16 protein-coding genes are annotated in these 18,620 nt (G+C 65.3%); 2 read left to right on the top strand and 14 right to left on the bottom strand.

Annotation, left to right across the window (positions count from 1 at the left end):
* Positions 1-10 precede the first annotated feature (10 nt).
* From BLT71_RS06155 to BLT71_RS06115, 9 genes are all read right to left on the bottom strand, one after another.
* The gene (locus BLT71_RS06155) at positions 11-1,453 is read right to left on the bottom strand and encodes a sugar porter family MFS transporter (protein WP_091718491.1); all 1,443 of its coding nucleotides are present in this window, start codon (positions 1,451-1,453) and stop codon (positions 11-13) included.
* Positions 1,450-2,325: a sugar phosphate isomerase/epimerase family protein gene (locus tag BLT71_RS06150; protein WP_091718490.1), complete on the bottom strand. Its 876-nt coding sequence runs from the start codon at positions 2,323-2,325 to the stop codon at positions 1,450-1,452. Before BLT71_RS06150 ends, BLT71_RS06155 begins: the two co-directional genes overlap by 4 nt.
* Positions 2,326-2,367: 42 nt before the next feature.
* A complete protein-coding gene (locus BLT71_RS06145) occupies positions 2,368-3,381 on the bottom strand; it encodes a Gfo/Idh/MocA family protein (RefSeq protein ID WP_091718488.1) in 1,014 nt (337 codons plus the stop codon).
* Between the two features lie 45 nt (positions 3,382-3,426).
* On the bottom strand, positions 3,427-4,338 hold the full coding sequence (locus BLT71_RS06140) for a sugar phosphate isomerase/epimerase family protein (RefSeq protein WP_091718486.1): 912 nt from the start codon (positions 4,336-4,338) through the stop codon (positions 3,427-3,429).
* A gap of 23 nt (positions 4,339-4,361) precedes the next feature.
* Positions 4,362-5,876: a CoA-acylating methylmalonate-semialdehyde dehydrogenase gene (locus BLT71_RS06135; protein WP_091718484.1), complete on the bottom strand. Its 1,515-nt coding sequence runs from the start codon at positions 5,874-5,876 to the stop codon at positions 4,362-4,364.
* Positions 5,877-5,919: 43 nt separating this feature from the next.
* Positions 5,920-7,902, bottom strand: coding sequence for a 3D-(3,5/4)-trihydroxycyclohexane-1,2-dione acylhydrolase (decyclizing) (iolD, locus tag BLT71_RS06130; protein WP_172829914.1), 1,983 nt, complete (start codon positions 7,900-7,902; stop codon positions 5,920-5,922).
* Between the two features lie 6 nt (positions 7,903-7,908).
* The gene (locus BLT71_RS06125; RefSeq protein WP_091718480.1) at positions 7,909-8,844 is read right to left on the bottom strand and encodes a Cgl0159 family (beta/alpha)8-fold protein; all 936 of its coding nucleotides are present in this window, start codon (positions 8,842-8,844) and stop codon (positions 7,909-7,911) included.
* Positions 8,841-9,857, bottom strand: a complete 1,017-nt coding sequence (gene iolC, locus BLT71_RS06120; RefSeq protein ID WP_091723852.1) for a 5-dehydro-2-deoxygluconokinase — start codon at positions 9,855-9,857, stop codon at positions 8,841-8,843. Before iolC ends, BLT71_RS06125 begins: the two co-directional genes overlap by 4 nt.
* Before the next feature lie 189 nt (positions 9,858-10,046).
* Positions 10,047-10,451, bottom strand: a complete 405-nt coding sequence (locus BLT71_RS06115; RefSeq protein WP_091718478.1) for a tautomerase family protein — start codon at positions 10,449-10,451, stop codon at positions 10,047-10,049.
* Positions 10,452-10,619: 168 nt separating this feature from the next.
* Here BLT71_RS06115 and BLT71_RS06110 point away from each other — a divergent pair, with 168 nt between their 5' ends.
* A complete protein-coding gene (locus BLT71_RS06110) occupies positions 10,620-10,976 on the top strand; it encodes an ArsR/SmtB family transcription factor (protein WP_091718476.1) in 357 nt (118 codons plus the stop codon).
* Positions 10,976-11,458, top strand: a complete 483-nt coding sequence (locus BLT71_RS06105) for an SRPBCC family protein (protein ID WP_091718474.1) — start codon at positions 10,976-10,978, stop codon at positions 11,456-11,458. The genes BLT71_RS06110 and BLT71_RS06105 overlap by 1 nt, the downstream gene beginning before the upstream one ends.
* 147 nt (positions 11,459-11,605) lie before the next feature.
* On the opposite strand, the gene sucD is transcribed toward BLT71_RS06105, so the two are convergent.
* The 5 genes from sucD to pcrA form a co-directional block, all read right to left on the bottom strand.
* Entirely contained in the window at positions 11,606-12,508 is a 903-nt protein-coding gene (sucD, locus tag BLT71_RS06100) for a succinate--CoA ligase subunit alpha (protein WP_056083823.1), read from the bottom strand.
* Positions 12,509-12,519: 11 nt separating this feature from the next.
* Positions 12,520-13,689: an ADP-forming succinate--CoA ligase subunit beta gene (sucC, locus tag BLT71_RS06095; RefSeq protein ID WP_015936150.1), complete on the bottom strand. Its 1,170-nt coding sequence runs from the start codon at positions 13,687-13,689 to the stop codon at positions 12,520-12,522.
* Between the two features lie 223 nt (positions 13,690-13,912).
* The gene (locus BLT71_RS06090) at positions 13,913-14,635 is read right to left on the bottom strand and encodes a hypothetical protein (protein ID WP_091718472.1); all 723 of its coding nucleotides are present in this window, start codon (positions 14,633-14,635) and stop codon (positions 13,913-13,915) included.
* Positions 14,636-14,652: 17 nt separating this feature from the next.
* Complete coding sequence (locus tag BLT71_RS06085; RefSeq protein WP_091718470.1) at positions 14,653-15,945, bottom strand: glycosyltransferase; 1,293 nt, start codon at positions 15,943-15,945, stop codon at positions 14,653-14,655.
* A 120-nt stretch (positions 15,946-16,065) separates the two neighbouring features.
* Positions 16,066-18,585 (bottom strand): DNA helicase PcrA, encoded by a 2,520-nt coding sequence (gene pcrA / locus BLT71_RS06080; protein ID WP_091718468.1) that lies wholly within the window; start codon positions 18,583-18,585, stop codon positions 16,066-16,068.
* Between the last annotated feature and the right edge of the window lie 35 nt (positions 18,586-18,620).

The following is an 18,620-nucleotide window of genomic DNA, read 5'->3' as shown; positions in this document are numbered from 1 at the left end:
GCGGTCTGGGCTAGTTCGCCTTCCCGACGGCGGTCCCGGGCCTCTGTCCGGCAACATTCTTGAAGTAGTGCTCCAGGTCCTCGAGGCTCTTGTCCTTGGTCTCCGGAACGTACTTCGCGGCGAACGCGATGGCGCCCACACCCAGTACGGCGAAAACAAAGAACGTGTTGGACAGCCCGATGGCCGCCAGGAGCTGCGGGAACCCAAAGCCCACCAGGAAGTTGACGATCCACAGCAGGAACGCGGACGCGCCCATGCCCAGGCCGCGGATCTTCAGCGGGAAAATCTCGGACAGCATCAGCCAGGTGACCGGTGAGATGGCGCCCTGCTGGAAGGCCAGGAACGTCACGGTGAGCGCCAGGATCACGAAACCCCGGACGGAGCCTTCCGGCAGGATCAGTGAGAAGAGCCCGATCAGCAGCAGCGCCGTCGTCGTACCGACCTGTCCGGTGATGAGCATCCTGCGGCGCCCCACTTTGCCCAGCAACCAAATGCCGACAAACGTGGCCAGCACCGAAATGACGCCGTTGGCGATGTTGGCGGTCAGGGCCGCTTCGCGGCCGAATCCGGATTCCGACAGGATCTGGGTGCCGTAGTACATGATGGAGTTCACGCCGGTGATCTGCTGGATCACCGCCAACCCGAGGCCCACAAAGAAGATCCGGCGGAGCCACGGTATGCCCAGGTCCTTCCAGGTGCCCATCTTGGACTTGTAGTCCTCCACGGCCATGGCCTTGACTTCCTCGAACTCCTTTCTGGCCTCCTCCTGGGACCGGATCCGCTGCAGCACGCTGAGCGTTTCGCCGAAGCTGCCCATGGAAGCGAGCCAGCGGGGGCTCTCGGGCATGAAGTTCATCCCGATCCACAGCGCGATGGCAGGAAGGGTGGCAATCACCAGCATCCAGCGCCAGATGCCGCCGGCCTCGCCGAAGGTGTTGCCGAGGTAGGCGTTGAAGATGAACGCCAGCAGCTGGCCGGTGACGATCATCAGCTCGTTCTGCGTGACGATCCGCCCGCGGCGGTCGCTCGGTGATACTTCCGCAAGGTAAACCGGGACCGTAACCGAGGCACCACCCACGGCCAGGCCCAGGATGAACCTCGCAGCGATCATCACTTCAGTGGTCGGCGAAAAGGTGCAGGCGAGCGTCCCGATCAGGAAGATGACGGCCAGGACCATGATCATCCTGCGGCGGCCGCTGCGGTCAGCCAGCCGGCCGCCGAACAAGGCACCGAACGCCGCACCGAACAGCAGCGACGACGTCACCAGCCCCTCGGTGAGCGGCGTCAGCCCCAGGTCCTCCTGCATGTACGGCAGCGCGCCGTTGATGACGCCCGTGTCGTAGCCGAAGAGCAGGCCACCAAACGTGGAGATGATGGTGACGGTCCGGAGCGCCTTCTTGTGGTTTCCGGGCCGCGCTTCTTTTGCGGCAGGGGCAGGAGCAGGCGAACTCATACGCTGACCTTTTGGACATACTGCTCCATGGTGGCCAATTGGTACCGGGACACCTCATCCGCCTTGTCGTCCTCGGCGAAGACGCTGGAGACCATCACGGTGTCCTCGCGGTCCAGGAAGCCGATTTCCTTGAGGCCACCAAAGAACTCATCCCAGTTCACGTCGCCGTCGCCCACCTTCAGGTGCTGGTGGACGCGGACCGGGTTGCCCGGCGGGTTGGTGATGTAGCGCAGGCCGTGCGAGGCGTGGTGGTCCATGGTGTCGGCCACGTGGACCAGGCGCAGCTTGTCCCCCGCCGCCCGCATGATCTCCAGCGGCTGGTTCTTCATGTGGAAGCTGTGCGAGGCCACGTAGACCATGCCCACGTTCTTCGAATTCACGCCCCGGATCACGCGGATGGCCGCGAGGCCTTCCTCCACGAAGTCGTCAGGGTGGGGGTCGATCAGCAGGTCGATGCCCTCACGTTCGATGATGGGCAGCAGTTCCTCCATGGACCGGTAGAACGCCCGCTCGGATTCCTCTGCCTTTTCGGGCCGGCCGCTGAATTCTGTGTTCATGGTGCTGACGCCGAGGTCCACAGCAATCTGGATGGCCCGTTTCCAGTACCGGACTGCCGCTTCACGGGCGTCCTCGTCCGGTCCGGACCAGCGGAGCACGGGCAGGATGGAGGCGATCTCGATGCCGGCGTCCTTGCACGCCTTGCCCAGCTGGCCCACCAGCTCGTCGTCCGCCTTGGGGTGGTTGTAGAACGGGATGAAGTCCCCGTGCGGGGTCATCTGCATGTACTTGTAGCCAAGGTCCGCCACCACCCGCGGAAACTCCAGGAGGCTGTGCGAGTGGTGGTACGGGGTGGGGTCAAGTGCGATTTTCACGTAAACACTCCATTGTGGATCAGGAAGGCCGAAAAGGTGGAACTAGCTGTAGAGGTCCGGCTTTGCGGCCAGCTTCACTGCAACCTTCTCGCCGTTCTTCTGTGCCTCGACGCCGGCTTCGCAGCACGCTGCGGTGGCATACCCGTCCCAGGCGGAGGGGCCGCCGATTTCGCCCTTAAGTGCCGCGTCAACCCAGGCCTGGATTTCGACGTCGTACGCCGCGCCGAAGCGCTCTTCGAAACCGGGGGTGACGCTGCCGCCCCAGCGTCCGGCGCTGCGGGTGTAGGGGCCCTTGTCACCGCCGATGCTGACGACGCCTTCTTCGAAGGACGCCTGGGTGGCCACTTCGTAGCCGTACTTTGCGTTGACGTAGATTTCGACGTCGGCCAGGACGCCGGATTCGGTCTCGATCAGGACGTGCTGGGGGTCGTGCTGGCCGGCCGGGGCATTCTTGGTGGCCTTGCCGAGACGGACCTGGACGGACGTGATCTCCTCGCCGGTGAAGAACCGGATGGCGTCGAACTCGTGGACCACGGAGTCGTTGATCAGCATCTCGTTGGTGAAGCCCGCCGGGGTGGTGGGGTTGCGGTGCTGGTGGTGCAACATCAGCAGTTCGCCGAGTTCCTGGTTCCGGATGATGGAGCCGAGCGCGGCGTACTCGGCGTCGAAGCGCCGCATGAAGCCTACCTGGATGCGCTTGCGGCCCAGCGCCACCTCAGCCTCGACGATCTTCAGCGAGGACTCTGCATCCGGGGTCAGCGGCTTTTCGCAGAGGATAGGGATGTCCTTGGCGATGGCCTTGAAAAGGATCTCCTCGTGCAGGAAGCCGGGGGTGGCGATGAGGACGGCGTTGACGTCACCGTTGTTGAGCGCTTCCTCGGCGTCAGCGAGGGCCACAGCGCCCGGGATACCTTCGATCGCGGCCTCGGCACGGGCGAGGTCGACGTCGACGACGGCGGCCACTTCGGCGCCGTGGATTCGCTGGTGGAGCCGCTGGATGTGGTCGGCGCCCATGCGCCCGGCACCGATGACGGCGACGCGGAGGGTTTCAGTCATTGTTCTGTCCTTAAGGATCTGGAGGGAGTGGGCTGTGCTGGTCCGTCAGCTGACGGCGGTGCGGGAACCGCAGGACAGCAGGTAGTTGCGGGTGCGCTTGGCGATCGGCATAGGCACGTCGAAGGCCACCGGGTACATGTCCTGCTCCACAATGCCGAAGATGGGCCGGTCCAGCGCTTCCACGGCTTCGATGACTGCACGGAGGTCCGGCAGGCCGTTGGGCGGTTCGGTCATGACGCCGGCCAGGTTGGCAGCTGCCCACGTCATGTTTTCCTCGTTGACCTTCTTGAGGATGTCCGGGTTGATCTGCTTCAGGTGCAGGTAGCCGATCCGGTCCGGGTAGTTCTTGATCAGGTCCAGGCTGGAGGCTCCGCAGTATTCGGCGTGCCCGGTGTCCAGGCAGAGGTTCAGGTACTGCGGGTCAGTGGCGCCGAGCAGTGTTTCGATGTCCTGCTGCGCACCCACGTGGGAGTCAGCGTGGGAGTGGAACTGCTGCTGCAGGCCAAAGTCCTCGAGCAGGGTCTTGCCCAGGCGGTTGTGTCCGGTAAACAGGTCGCTCCAGGCCTTCTCAGTCAGGGTGCCGCTTTCCACCGCTTCACCGGTGACGTCGTCCCGCCACATGGCCGGGATGACCACGATGTGCTCGCCGCCCATTGCCGCGGTGAGTTCGGCGACCTCACGTGCCGGCTCCCAGGCGGTTTCCCACTGGTCCAGGCCGCGATGGAAGGCGGTGAACACGGTGCCGGCGGAGATCTTCAGGTCACGGGCCTTGAGCTCTTCGGCCAGACGGGTCGGATCCGCGGGAAGGTAGCCGTACGGGCCCAGTTCGATCCACTTGTAGCCGGACTCCACCACTTCGTCCAGGAAGCGTTCCCACGGGGTCTGCTTGGGGTCATCCGGGAACCAGACTCCCCAGGAGTCCGGTGCCGTGCCGATGATCAGCTTGTTCTCAGTCATGACAGCGTTGTCTCTCTCTGGTGTCAGTTGGAGGGGAAGTTGTAGGAGGCGCCGGAGGCGTGGTGGGTTTCGGGCCAGCGGGAGGTGATGACCTTGCCGCGGGTGTAGAACGATACGCCTTCGGGGCCGTAGATGTGCTTGTCGCCGAAGAGGGAAGCCTTCCAGCCGCCGAAGGAGTGGTAAGCCACCGGGACGGGCAGGGGCACGTTGATGCCGATCATGCCGACCGTGACGGAGCGCTGGAACTTGCGGGCGGCGGCGCCGGAGGAGGTGAAGATGGCGGTGCCGTTGCCGTAGGGGTTGGCATTGATGAGGGCGATGCCGTCTTCGAGAGTGTCGACGCGGACCACGACGAGGACGGGTCCGAAGATTTCCTCCTGGTAGGCGGTCATTTCGGTCTTGACGTGGTCCAGGACGGTGGGGCCAACCCAGAAACCGTCTTCGTGGCCGGGGACCACGAGGTCGCGGCCGTCAACCACCATTGCGGCGCCGGCAGTCTCGGCTTCCGTGACAATCCGAAGGATGCGTTCCTTGGAGGCGGGGGTGATGACCGGGCCCATTTCGGCGTCGGGTTCGGTGCCGTTGTTGACCTTGACGGCTTCGGCGCGGTCCTGGACCTTGGCGACGAGGGCGTCGGCAGCCTCGCCGACGGCGACGGCGACGGAGATGGCCATGCAGCGTTCGCCGGCGGAGCCGAAGGCTGCTGCGGCAAGGTGGTCGGCGGCGTTGTCGAGGTCGGCGTCGGGCAGGATGATGGCGTGGTTCTTCGCCCCGCCAAGGGCCTGGACGCGCTTGCCGTGCTTGGTGGCGGTTTCGTGGACATACTGGGCGATCGGGGTGGACCCGACGAAGGAGATGCCGTCCACGTCCGGGTGGGTCAGCAGCCCGTCCACGGTTTCCTTGTCACCGTGCAGGACCTGGAACACGCCGTCGGGCAGGCCGGCCTGCTTCCAGAGCTTGGCGAGCAGCAGGGAGGCGGAGGGGTCGCGTTCGGAGGGCTTGAGGATGAACGCGTTACCGGTGGCGATGGCCATTGGCGCCATCCAGAGCGGCACCATGACGGGGAAGTTGAACGGCGTGATGCCGGCGACCACGCCGAGGGGTTCGCGGAAGGAGAAGACGTCGATCCCGGTGGAGACCTGGTCGGAGTAGTCGCCCTTGAGGAGGGTGGGGACGCCGCAGGCGTATTCGATGACTTCGAGGCCGCGGCCAATTTCGCCCTTGGCATCGGAGAGGACCTTGCCGTGCTCGGCGGTGATCAGCTGGGCGAGTTCGTCCACGTGGGCGGCGACAAGTTCACGGAACTTGAACAGAACAGCGGTGCGCTTGGCCAGGGAAATGTCGCCCCAGGTATCGGCAGCGGCGCGGGCGGCCGCGACGGTGGCGTCCAGGTCGGCGCGGTTGGCCAGGCGCAGCTCGGCGGAGACCTGGCCGGTAGCCGGGTTGTAGACCGGGGTGGTGCGGTCACCAACACCTGCGGTTTCGGCGCCGTTGATGAAGTGGTTGATGACGGTGGTTTCGGTGGTTGTGGCAGTCATGGGACTCTTCCTTGAGTGGTTCGAAGGGGATGGAGGTACAGGGTCAGCCGAGCAGTTTGCGCTGGCGGGACTTGTGGTCGGCGTAGGTCTGGAAAGCCTGCTTGGTGGAATCCAGTTCGGACACCTGGGAGACGGGGACATCCCACCAGGATTCCGATGACGGCGCGTCCAGCAGGGGGTCGGATTCAACATGGATCAGGATGGGCCCGGTTCCTTCCGGGGCAGCCTTCGCGTCGCGGACCGCCTGTTCGAGTTCGGCGATGACCTTCTCGCCCGGTTCGATCCGGATGACCTTCACACCGAGGGACTCGGCATTGAGGGCCAGGTCCACGGGCAGGGTCTCCCCCGCGTCGAAGCTGTGCTGCTCTTCGTTCAGTGCCCGGTACTGGGTGCCGAAGCGCTGCGAGCCCAGCATCTCGGAGAGCGAGCCGATGGACGCATAGCCGTGGTTCTGGATCAGCACCACGATCAGTTTGATGCGCTCCGCGACGGCGGTGACCAGTTCGGTATGCATCATCAGGTAGGAACCGTCGCCCACCATCACGACGACGTCCCGCACCTCTTCCGCGCCGGTCCCGGCTGAGCCGCCTGCCGCCGTCGTGCCCGCCGCTTCGGCGAGGGCTGCGCGTTTGACGCCGAGGCCGCCGGGGATCTCGTAGCCCATGCAGGAGTAGGCGTATTCGACGTGGTAGCCGAACGGGTCGCGGACGCGCCACATCTTATGCAGGTCACCGGGCAGGGACCCGGCGGCGCAAATCACGACGTCGCGGGCGTCCATGGCCCGCGAGGTGGCACCGATGATCTCGTTCTGGGCCGGCAGCGGGGTGTAGCGGGTGTCGAATGCCTCGTCCACGGTGGCGTCCCAGCGCTTCTTCTCGGAGGCAATCTGCTGTTCGAGGTCGGCGCCGATCCGGTAGCCGCCCAGGGCAGCGTTGAGCTTGACCAGTGCCTTGCGGGCGTCGGCGACGATCGGCAGCGTGGTGCCGTGCTTGTACGCGTCGATCGGGGCAACGTTGATGTTCACGAAGCGTACGTCCGGGTTCTGGAAAGCGGTCCGGGACGCGGTGGTGAAGTCCTCGTAGCGGGTGCCGATGCCGATGATCAGGTCAGCCTCGGCAGCGATGGCGTTCGCCGCCGTGGTGCCGGTGGAACCGATCGCGCCGAGGGACTGCTTGTGGTCCCAGGGCAGGACGCCGACGCCGGCCTGCGTGTTGCCCACCGGAATGCCGGTCAGTTCGGCGAACTTCGCCAGTTCGTCGTTGGCGTAGGCGTAGAGGACACCGCCGCCGGCAATGATCAGCGGACGCTTCGCGGAGCGGATCGCTGCGACGGCGCGGGCAATGTCCTCATCATCGGCGTCGGGGCGGCGGATCCGCCACTCGCGCTCAGCCAGGAACTCCCCGGGGACGTCGAAGGCCTCAGCTTGGACATCCTGCGGCAGGGAAATGGTCACCGCACCGGTCTCGGCCGGATCAGTGAGGACCCGCAGGCCGTGGTGGAAGGCGGAGAACAGCTGCTCAGGCCGGTTCACGCGGTCGAAGAACTTGGACAACGGCCGGAACGCGTCATTGACCGTGATGTCGTAGGCGTAGGGCTGCTCCAGCTGCTGCAGTACCGGGTCCGCGGCCCGGGTGGCGAACGTGTCGCTGGGCAGCAGCAGCACGGGCAGGCGGTTGGTGGTTGCCAGCGCGGCACCAGTCAGCAGGTTCGAGGAACCGGGGCCGATGGAGGTGCTGATCGCATAGGTCTGGCGGCGGCGGGTGTGCCGCGCGTAGCCCACGGCCTGGTGGACCTGGGCCTGTTCGTTGCGGCCCTGGTAATACGGCATGATGGCCGGGTCCAGCTGCTGGTACTGCTTCAGCGCCTGGCCCACACCGGCCACGTTCCCGTGCCCGAAGATCCCGAAGGTTCCGGGGATGAGCCGCTCGCGGTACTCAACCCCGTTCACCGTGTCCACGGTGTACTGCTTGGAAAGGTATTCGACGACGGCCTGGGCCACCGTCATCCTGCGCGTAGTTGTGCCCATGGCGGTTTACTCCGGAATTTCTGTGGTGTGGTGCAGGAGCGAGGCTGCGCTGGCGACGGCGCCGGCAACGTCCCCGTCCGCGGGGTAGAGCAGCGTCCGGCCTACGGTGAGGCCCTGGACACCAGGCAGGGACAGGGCAGCTCCCCAGGTGGCGAAGACTTCGTCCTGGGACCCTGCCGGGTCCCCGCCCAAGAGGACTGTGGGCATGGTGGTGGCAGCCATGACGCGTTCCATTTCCGCTACGACCGGGAGTTTCATCCACGTGTAGGCGCTGGTGGAGCCGAGGCCCGCTGCGATGCCGATGGATTTGATCACCGCGTTGGTGGACAGGTCATTGCGGACCCTGCCGTTTTCACGGACGGACAGGAAAGGCTCCACCATGGCGATCAGCTTCCGCTCAGCCAGTGAATCGATGGCTTTGGCGGTGGCTTCGAGGGTTGCGACGGTATCCGGGTCGCCCAAGCAGATGCGGGTAAGCATCTTGCCGCCGTCGGCACCGAGGGCTTCAAGGGCGGCCGCGGTGTGGCCGGTGAACCGGTCATCGAACTCATTGACCAGGCCGGCCAGGCCGCCGCGGTTCATCGACCCGAACACCAGCTTGCCGTCGAGGGCGCCCAGCAGGAGCAGGTCATCCATGATGTCCGGAGAGGCAAGGACTCCGTCCACGGCCGGGTTAGCCAGGGCGATCTGCAGGCGGTCCAGCAGCTGGCGGCGGTCTGCCATGGCCACGGGATCCGATCCGACGGACAGTGCGCCGCGGGCGGGATGGTCTGCGGCGACGATGAAGTTCTGCCGGCCGGCCTTCAGGCCCGGGTGGCGGCGGCGGGACTTGGCCGCACGGGCAACGGCCTCAGGGTCTTCCAGCCGGATAGTGCTTAGGTGCTCGTACCGGCGGGGATCATCGTCCACGGCCCGGCCAGTGCTAACGGGGGTGAGAGTCACAGTGCTGCTCCTTCGGGAATGGAGGCGCCGGAAACGGCACCCGGCACGGTGCGGCCGCGTTCGGCCAGCAAGGAGGTGACTTCCTCCGGCGTCGGCATGGCATCAGCGCAGGAGAGGCGGGAGGCGACGATGGCGCCGGCGGCGTTGGCGTAGTCCAGGACCTGTTCGAGCGGCCAGCCCGAGAGCAGGCCGTGGCAGAAGGCACCGCCGAACGAATCCCCGGCGCCGAGTCCATTCAGGGTTTCCACCGGGACTGGTGCGGAGACGACACGCTCAGTGCGGGTCTTGGCCATGACGCCCTCGGCGCCCAGCTTGACGACGGCGATCTCCACGCCGGCGGCCAGCAGGCGGTCCGCCTGCTCGTCGGGGGTTCCCTCCCCCACTGCGACGGCGCATTCCTTGTCGTTGCCGATGGCGACGGTAACGTGCGGCAGGATCTTGGCTACCTCCGCCCGGGCTTCCTCCTCGGAGGCCCAGAACATCGGCCGGTAATCCAGGTCCAGGATGGTGAACTGGCCCTCGGCGAGCCCGGTACGGGGGCGGGCCTCGTGCGCGGCGATGTGGGCACTGCGGCTGGGCTCCTGGCAGAGGCCCGTGACAGTGGACCAGAAGATCCCTGCCTCGCGGATCGCGTCCAGGTCCAGCTCGCCGGCTTTGATCTGCAGGTCCGGTGCCGTGGGGAAGCGCCCGTAGAAGTAGAGCGGGAACTCGTCCGTGGCGGGCTTGATGGCGCAGAAGGTGACGGCGGTGGGCCAGTCCTGAACCGGCGTCACGAACGTGTCATCGACGTTGAACTTGTGCAGTTCGCGGTGCAGGTAGGTTCCGAACGCGTCATCCCCGGTGCGGGTGATGACGCCGGTCCGGCGGCCGTGCCGGGCGGCGGCAACGGCAACGTTCGAGGGCGAACCGCCCAGGTACTTGCCGAAGGAGTTAACGTCCTCCAGGCCAACCCCGATGTCGTTCGGGTAAATATCAACGCTGATGCGCCCGATCGTAAGAAGCTCATGGGTCACGGTAATCGTGGACCTTTCTGGTGTGGAACGTGGCACCTTCGGAAGGCTGGTGGTCCGGGCCGTAAAGGCCGTGGTGTGGGCCACAGGCACTACTTTGCCCTAGATCGAATGTCCTGTCAAAGGTTTGTACTGACATACTTACAACATGCATTTCTCCGTGGCCCCGCCCCCAATGCCGGGGCCAGCGGACTACTTCTTGGGGACGGCCAGTTCGCCGGTGACGTACTGGGCGCGACCGTAGCCGAAGGACCAGTCGACTGCCGTATTTTCCACGTAGCCGATGAAGACATCCTCACCGGCGACGCCCACCTCGGAGAGCTTGCCTGCGACGGCGGCAAACAGCTGCTGCTTGGCTTCCTGGGAGCGGCCGGCCTGCGTGAAGATCTGGATCATGACCACTCCACCCGTACGCTCGAACCCAAGCCCCGCGTCCTGGGCGAAAATCTGGCCCTGGCGGTGCTCGGTGAGGATGTGGAAGTAGTCGCGCTCCGGGATGCCATACTCGGCGAGAATGGCATCGTGGATGCCGCGGCTCAGGCGCTGCAGCTCATCCGCGGTGCGGCCTTCATTAACATCAATGCGAACCAATGGCATTCGAGTTCTCCTTCGAAAAGTTTGTACTGACATACTAACAAACTTTGAAATTCGAAAACAAGACCCAGCCCTTGCATCCCGCAACTCGCAGGCTTACTCTTAATCAACCGAAAGGTTGATCAACAAAACGGTTGAATACCCTTCCACCCAGTTCAGCAAGGATTCCCGATGACCTCCGACAGCACGGCCTTGGACTCGGCCTTCCTGGCCTTGGCCGACCCCGTGCGGCGGAGCATCATCGCCAGGCTGAGCCGTGGCCCGGCCACAGTGAATGAACTGGCGGAACCATTCGAGATCTCCAAGCAGGCGGTCTCAAAGCACATCCAGGTACTCGAGCAGGCGCAACTCGTGACCCGCACCCGGGACGCCCAGCGCAGGCCCGTCCACCTGAACCCTGCACGGCTTGAGGCGCTCACAGCGTGGATCGACCAGTACCGGCTGGTCCGCGAGGGTGAGTTCCGCAGCCTCGATGCCGTACTTCAATCCAGCGCCGGGCAACGCGGCGCCAAGGCAAAGGAGAAATGATGAGCAATTCCCTGAAGCTTTCCGTCCCCGAAGGCCTGCCCTTCATCGACTATGAGCGCGAGTTCGACTTTCCCGTAGCGGATGTCTTCCGCGCCCACAAGGAACCGGACCTGATCATCCAGTGGCTGGGCCCGCGCGGCATGAAGATGGAGATGGACCACTACGATTTCCGCAGCGGCGGCACCTACCGTTACATCCATACCGGGCCGGAGGGGGTGCCCTACGAGTGCCGCGGGATCTTCCACACGGTCCGCGAAAATGAGTTCGCGCTGCAGACCTTCGAGTTCGGCGGCTACCCGGACGTGGTCAGCCTGGAGTTCATGACCTTCGAGGACCTCGGCAGCGGCCGGTGCAGGCTCCGCGGCCACTCCGTCTACCCCAGCCTTGAAGCACGGGACGGCATGGCGCAGTCAGGCATGGAGGGCGGCATGACCGAAGGCTACGAGCGGCTGGACGAGCTGCTGAGCGGCGCCAAGGTCTGACGGGCACCGACGAACGGGTGCGACGGCGGGACGGCACCTTCAGGCCGCCAAGTTGCCACCCGTCGTCGTCCTTTAAACCAAAAAAGCGGCGCCTCCTGCCGTCCCGAAGGACAGCAGGAGGCGCCGCTTTTTTCGTGCTGGTGCAGCCTAAAGGGTTGCAAAGACCTCGCGCAGCAGCTTGGCGGTCTCGGACGGCGTCTTGCCGACCTTCACGCCTGCAGCTTCGAGGGCTTCCTTCTTGGCCTGTGCGGTGCCCGCGGAGCCGGAGACGATGGCGCCTGCGTGGCCCATGGTCTTGCCCTCGGGGGCGGTGAAGCCTGCAACATAGCCGACAACCGGCTTGGTGACGTTGGCCTTGATGAAGTCGGCTGCGCGCTCTTCAGCGTCACCGCCGATTTCACCGATCATGACGATGGCCTTGGTCTCGGGGTCGGCTTCGAACGCAGCCAGGGCGTCGATGTGGGTGGTGCCGATGACGGGGTCGCCGCCGATGCCGATGGCGGTGGAGAAGCCAAGGTCACGGAGTTCGTACATCATCTGGTAGGTCAGGGTGCCTGACTTCGAGACGAGGCCGATGGGGCCCTTGCCGGTGATGTTGGCGGGGGTGATGCCCACCAGTGCTTCGCCGGGGGTGATGATGCCGGGGCAGTTCGGTCCGATGATGCGGGTGACCTGGTTACCGTCTGCGTCAACCGTGGCCTGGGCCAGGGCCCAGAATTCGGCGGAGTCCTGGACCGGAACGCCTTCGGTGATGACGACGACCAGTCCGATGCCTGCTTCGATGGCTTCAACGACGGCAGCCTTGGTGAATGCCGGCGGCACGAAGACGATCGAGACGTCAGCGCCGGTCTCCGCGATGGCTTCCTTGACGGTGCCGAAGACGGTGATTTCCTTCTCGCCGTGCAGCACCGTGGTGCCGGCCTTGCGGGCGTTGACGCCACCGACGATGTTGGTGCCGGCCTTGAGCATCAGGGCGGTGTGCTTGGTGCCTTCGCCGCCGGTGATGCCCTGGACGATGACCTTGGAGTCCTTGTTGAGGTAGATAGACATGGTGCGTCCCTTTACTTAGCTGCGTTGGCGAGCTCGGCGGCCTTGTCGGCGCCCTCGTCCATGGTGGCGGCCAGGGTAACCAGCGGGTGGTTGGCCTCGTTGAGGATGCGGCGGCCTTCCTCGACGTTGTTGCCGTCGAGGCGGACTACCAGCGGCTTGTTGGCGGTGTGGCCCAGTTCGGCCAGCGCACCCACGATGCCCTTGGCGACGGCGTCGCAGGCGGTGATGCCGCCGAAGACGTTGACGAACACGGACTTGACCTGCTCGTCGCCCAGGATGACGTCCAGGCCTGCGGCCATGACCTCTGCCGAGGCTCCGCCGCCGATGTCCAGGAAGTTGGCGGGCTTGACGTTGCCGTGGTTTTCACCGGCGTAGGCAACGACGTCCAGGGTGGACATGACCAGGCCTGCACCGTTGCCGATGATGCCCACTTCGCCGTCGAGCTTGACGTAGTTGAGGTCCTGCGCCTTTGCCTTGGCCTCGAGGGGATCAGCGGCGTCCTTGTCCTCCAGCTGCGCGTGCTTGGCGTGGCGGAACTCGGCGTTCTCGTCCAGGGAGACCTTGCCGTCCAGGGCGACGATGTCACCGGCGCCGGTCTTGACCAGAGGGTTGACCTCCACCAGGGTGGCGTCTTCCTTCTTGAAGACGTCCCAAAGCTTGAGGATGACATCGGCGACCTTGCCGCGCAGTTCCTCAGCGAAGCCCGCGGCTGCGACGATTTCGTCAGCCTTGGCCTGGTCGATGCCGACGGCGGGGTCGATGGCGATCTTCGCCAGGGCCTCGGGGCGTTCGACGGCGAGCTGTTCGATTTCCATGCCGCCTTCAACCGAGCACATGGCCAGGTAGTTGCGGTTGGCCCGGTCCAGCAGGACGGAGAAGTAGTATTCCTCGGCAATGTCCGCACCCTGGGCGATCATCACCTTGTTGACGGTGTGGCCCTTGATGTCCATGCCCAGGATGTTGGTGGAGTGCTCAAGTGCTTCGTCAGCGGACTTTGCAACCTTGACGCCGCCGGCCTTGCCGCGGCCGCCAACCTTGACCTGTGCCTTGACGACGGTAACGCCGCCAATCTTTTCGGCAGCTGCTTTTGCTTCTTCAGGGGTGTACGCCACGATGCCGGCCAGCACGGGTACACCGTGCGCCTCGAACATATCGCGCGCCTGGTATTCAAACAGGTCCACGGTTTAGTGTCCTTCTACGTCGAAGTAGTTTCTATACAGCCGGACACCATCGAAAGACGGTGGCCGGGCTGCGGAATGCACGCACGGGCGGCCTGTTGGAAACGAGCCACGCGGCGTTGTTGCTCCATGGGGAACTCTAGTCCTTTGGAAGGACGGAGCCGTTCCAGAGTACCGCTTATGTGAGTAACGACACTATTCTATGGGGCGTAGAAAAACCGCGGAATTACGGGGTTTTTGGGGCATCTGCGGGCGCCGTGGCGGTGCCGGGTGCGGGGGCGGAAATCAGTTCATACTTCTGCGGGGTGACAAAGAACCCCACCCCGGCCGAGACGTTTCCGCATGCCACGCCACCGTTGTAGGCCGAGCAGCGCAGGCCGTTGCGTTCCAGGTTCTGCCCGTTCGCCAAAGCGCGTATCTGGAGCAGTGGACCGGCCTTGCTGCCGCCCGGCCCGTACGTGGCTTCGGTCTGGGTGACGCCGGAACGGCATTCCCCGTAGCGGGCAGCGTCCGGGGTCAGCAGTGCCACGCCGCCCAGGTAGCCGAGGTTGGTTCCCGCGCAGTCGTCCTTGACGTCCCCGCGGGCCGGCTCGGCGTAGGTGGCAAGCTCGCAATGGGCCACGGGGACGGTTGCGAGTTTGTTGTTGGCGGTGTCGCTGAAGCTGTTCTCTTCGTACGGAAGGTTGATGTGTTCCCCCCGCGCCGAGGTGAGCGAGCAGACGATGCTCCGGTCTTCAGTGGCGAAGGACAGAACGTCCTCCCCGCCGCCGGAAAAGTCCTCGGGGTTGGCCAGCGGGGCCTGTTCGAGCTGGGCCATGGGTGCCAGCGGCGCCGGCGGGACGTAGTCAGGGTCCTCAGTGGTGACGCTGCACGCAGTAACGGTGAACAGGAGGGTCACAAGAGGCAGGGCGGCGAGCATCCCCAAAGCAGTCCGTCGCATGGGCTCCATTATGCTCCATGGCGGAATCAGGCGGACGACGGCGGGAGCACACCTTCCACGACGTCGGCGGCGGCCGCTGTGGGGTCGGCGCCAACGAACTGGTCCCGCATGTGCCGGGCACGGGCCTTCCAGCGGGGTTCGCTGAGGACGGCGGCCACCGCCCGGGCGATGGCGGCCGGACTGGGATGCTCTGTTTTGAGGTTGATGCCCACGCCGGCGTACTCAACGCGGGCGTTGACATCGCTTTTGCCTTCGTTGATTCCAGAGACCACCAGGGGCACGCCTTTGGAGAGGCTGAGCTGGACGCCGCCAAAACCGCCGTTGCTGATAAACACGTCCGTGAATTCCAGGACCTTGGCGAAGTCCACATAGTCGCGGACCACGACGTTTGCCTGCGGGTAGCGGGCACGGAGTTCCTCTGTGCCGCGGCCGCCGGTGGCCACCACCACCAGGGCATCCATATCCTTGACGGCCTCCAATGCGGGAATGATGAGCTTTCCATGGTCAGCGTTGTCCACCGTTCCCTGCGTCACCAGGATTGTGGCTGGGTAGCGCGGCCACTCGTCGTCCGGCCCGGAGGACGCAACATTCTGGACCCGGTGCGGGAGCAGGGCTCCCACATAGTGGACTTTGGGGTTGGCGTGGCGCCGGGGAAAGTCGAGGGCCTCGGGGCCGGTCTGGATGACGGCGTCGGAGCATCGGTACGGCTCGTCGATGAGGCGGCCGCGGCGGGGCACCGCCAACCCGTAGGCTGCGTGCTGCCGCCGGTAGCTCTGGCCGGCGGGGCGCAGGATGACATGGTCGGACAGGATCCCGGCAGTGGCCTGCAGGGCTTTCCCCGCAGGATTCCGGGGCGGCATGAACCCGAAGAACAGCGGCGGCACCAGCGGATCGCTCTCCATGTTGGGCAGGACCACGAAGTTCACCACGGGTTTGCCCAGCAGCCGGGAGAGCATCCGGTGGATGAACATGGTGCTGTCCACCACTGCCGCATCAAAGGGAAATTCGCCTGCAAGCCCGCGGATGTCCTCGAAGAAATGGCTGACGTTGCTCGCGAAGATCTTTTCGCCGTCAAAACCAATGGCCCTGGGCCCCTTGAGCTGCGCCCGTTCGGGATACAGCTCCAACAGGTTGTCTGCCCGGTGTTCGATGGCTCGCTCGAATGGCAGGAGCGGGATCCCGAGCCCTTCGAGTTTCGGTCCGAAGACCGGGCCGGTGTACCACCGCACGTCATGGCCGCGCTCCCGCAGCCGGACAGCGACGCCGGTCATCGGGTTGAAGTGCCCGTCAATGGCCTGGCTGGCGAAAAGAATCCGCATGGTCCGCTCCGATGCTCCGGGCTCGGCGTCAGAAATTTCCTGAACTGTAGCCCTGCGGCAGGGCGGCGGCAAGGGCCGCCCGGCTCTTCCGGCCGCCGGGGCCAGCCGACATCGCCCGGACTACTGGACCTCGACCTTGGTCAGCGGAGCATAGCGCAGCAGCAGGCGTTTCTCGCCGACGTCGAACTTCACCTTCGCCACGGTCTTGTCGCCGGCGCCCTCAAGAGCCAGGACGGTTCCATTGCCGAAGCTGGTGTGGTTGACCTTGTCTCCCACGTTGACGGCGATGATTTCCTTCTGCGGCTGGACCCTGTTCCGGGCGATGGCCGCGGGAACGTCGGCGTTGAAGCCTGCCGAAGGATCGGCGGCGGCGCCGCGGGAAGTGCCCGCACCCCAGAACGAGCCGCTGTACCGGCCGGAACTGATCGATCCCCCGCCCCAGGCAGCCTGCTGGCTGGTTCCCTCGCGCTTCCACTCCAGCAGCTCCGCAGGGATTTCTTCGAGGAACTGGCTGGCCGGGTTGTACTGGCTCTGGCCCCACATGCTGCGGACTTCGGAGCGTGTGACGTAGAGGCGTTTGCGGGCCCGGGTCAGTCCCACATAGGCCAGCCGGCGTTCTTCGGCCAGTTCCTTCGGATCCGTAGCGGACCGCTGGTGCGGGAACAGGCCGTGCTCCATTCCGGTCAGGAACACCACGGGGAATTCAAGGCCCTTGGCGGTGTGCAGGGTCATCAGCGTGACCACGCCCAGCCGCTTGGCCTCGGCCACTGCTGCATCAATATCCGCCCCCGGTGCATCCGGAATCTGGTCCGCATCAGCCACCAGCGACACCTGCTCCAGGAATGCCCCCAACGATCCTTCAGGGTTCTCCTGTTCGTACTCGCGGACCACGGCCACGAGTTCGGCGAGGTTCTCCACCCTGGACTCGTCCTGGGGGTCGGTGCTGGAACGCAGGCCCGCGAGGTAGCCGGTCTGTTCCAGGACTGCTTCGAGGGCAGCGGCAGCACCGGAGCCAGCCGCTACCTCGGCGAGATCATCCAGGAGCTTCACGAAGCCCAGGACGGCGTTGACGGAGCGGGTGGCCATGGCGGGCGCCTGCTCGGCGCGGCGGGCAGCGGCCATGAAGGAAATCCGCTCACGGCTGGCGAGCGCCGCCACTGCCCCTTCGGCGCGGTCGCCGATGCCGCGCTTTGGTTCGTTGAGCACCCGCCGGAGGTTGACGTCGTCGTCCGGGTTGACCAGGACGCGCAGGTAGGCGAGGGCGTCCTTGATCTCCTTGCGCTCGTAGAAGCGGGTGCCGCCCACCACCTTGTACGGCAACCCGACGCGCACCAGGACATCCTCAATGGAGCGGGACTGGGCATTGGTGCGGTAGAAAATGGCAACGTCACCGGGGCGGAGGTTGTCCTCGTCCTGGAGCCGGTCGATTTCCTTGGCGATGAACTGGGCTTCGTCGTGTTCGTTTTCGCCCACGTAGCCGATGATCTTGTGGCCTTCGCCCTCGGCCGTCCACAGCCGCTTTTCGGGGCGGTTGGGGTTGCGGGAGATCACCGAGTTGGCAGCGCTGAGGATGTTTTGCGTGGAGCGGTAGTTCTGCTCCAGCTTGATGGTGCGGGCCTCGGGGTAGTCCTTCTCGAACTCCACGATGTTGCGGATGTCCGCCCCGCGGAAGGCGTAAATGGACTGGTCCGAGTCGCCCACCACTGTCAGTTCCGAGGCCCCGGGGCCCTCCCCCACGATTTCGCGGACCAGTGCGTACTGGGCGTGGTTCGTGTCCTGGTATTCGTCCACCAGGACGTGGCGGAACCGCCGCCGGTAGGACTCCGCGAGCGCCGGGAAGGCCCGGAACATGTAAACGGTCTCGGCGATGAGGTCGTCAAAGTCCATGGCGTTGGCCTGGCGCAGCCGCTGGGTGTACCCCTTGTAGACCTCGGCAACGGCCTGCTCGAACGGGTCGTTGTAGTTGGCGTCCGAGGCGTAGGAATCGGCGTCGATGAGCTCGTTCTTCAGCGCGGAGATCTTGTGCTGGATGGCTTTGGGCGCAAACTTCTTGGGGTCCAGGTCCAGGGCTTTGGACACCTGGGTGACCAGGCGCAGCGAGTCCGCGGCATCGTAGATGGAGAAGTTGGATTTCAGGCCCACGTTGGCGGCCTCCTGGCGGAGGATGCGGACGCACGAGGAGTGGAACGTGGAGATCCACATGATCTTGGCGCGGCCGCCCACCAGCGCTTCGATGCGTTCCCGCATTTCCGCGGCGGCCTTGTTGGTGAAGGTGATCGCCAGGATTTCACCGTGGTGGGCGCGCCCGGTGGCGATGAGGTAGGCGATCCGGTTACTGAGCACACGGGTCTTGCCCGAACCCGCGCCGGCCACGATCAGCAGTGCCGTTCCGGCGTGCTTGACCGCTTCCTCCTGCTGGGGGTTCAAGCCTTGCGTCAGCTTGGCGGGATCCAGGCGCCTGCCGTGGTGCTGCCCGGACTGGTGCTGCTCCGCGTGCCCGCCTGCGGCATGGCCACCGGACGCCGAACCTCCCGGCCCGGCCGCGGTGGCCACGCCGTCGGAACGGGTCCTGGTATGGGTGGCAGATGCGGGGGCGGCCTTGAACGGTCCGTCAGAGTACGGGTCAAACAACATATCCATGGTGCCTACAAGTCTAGGCGGTGGGACCGACACCC

The organism is Pseudarthrobacter equi (assembly GCF_900105535.1).
In the GTDB taxonomy this organism is placed as follows: Bacteria; Actinomycetota; Actinomycetes; order Actinomycetales; family Micrococcaceae; genus Arthrobacter; species Arthrobacter equi.
The sequence above is the reverse complement of the archived record's forward strand: the minus strand, read 5'-3'. Positions and strand labels throughout refer to the sequence as shown.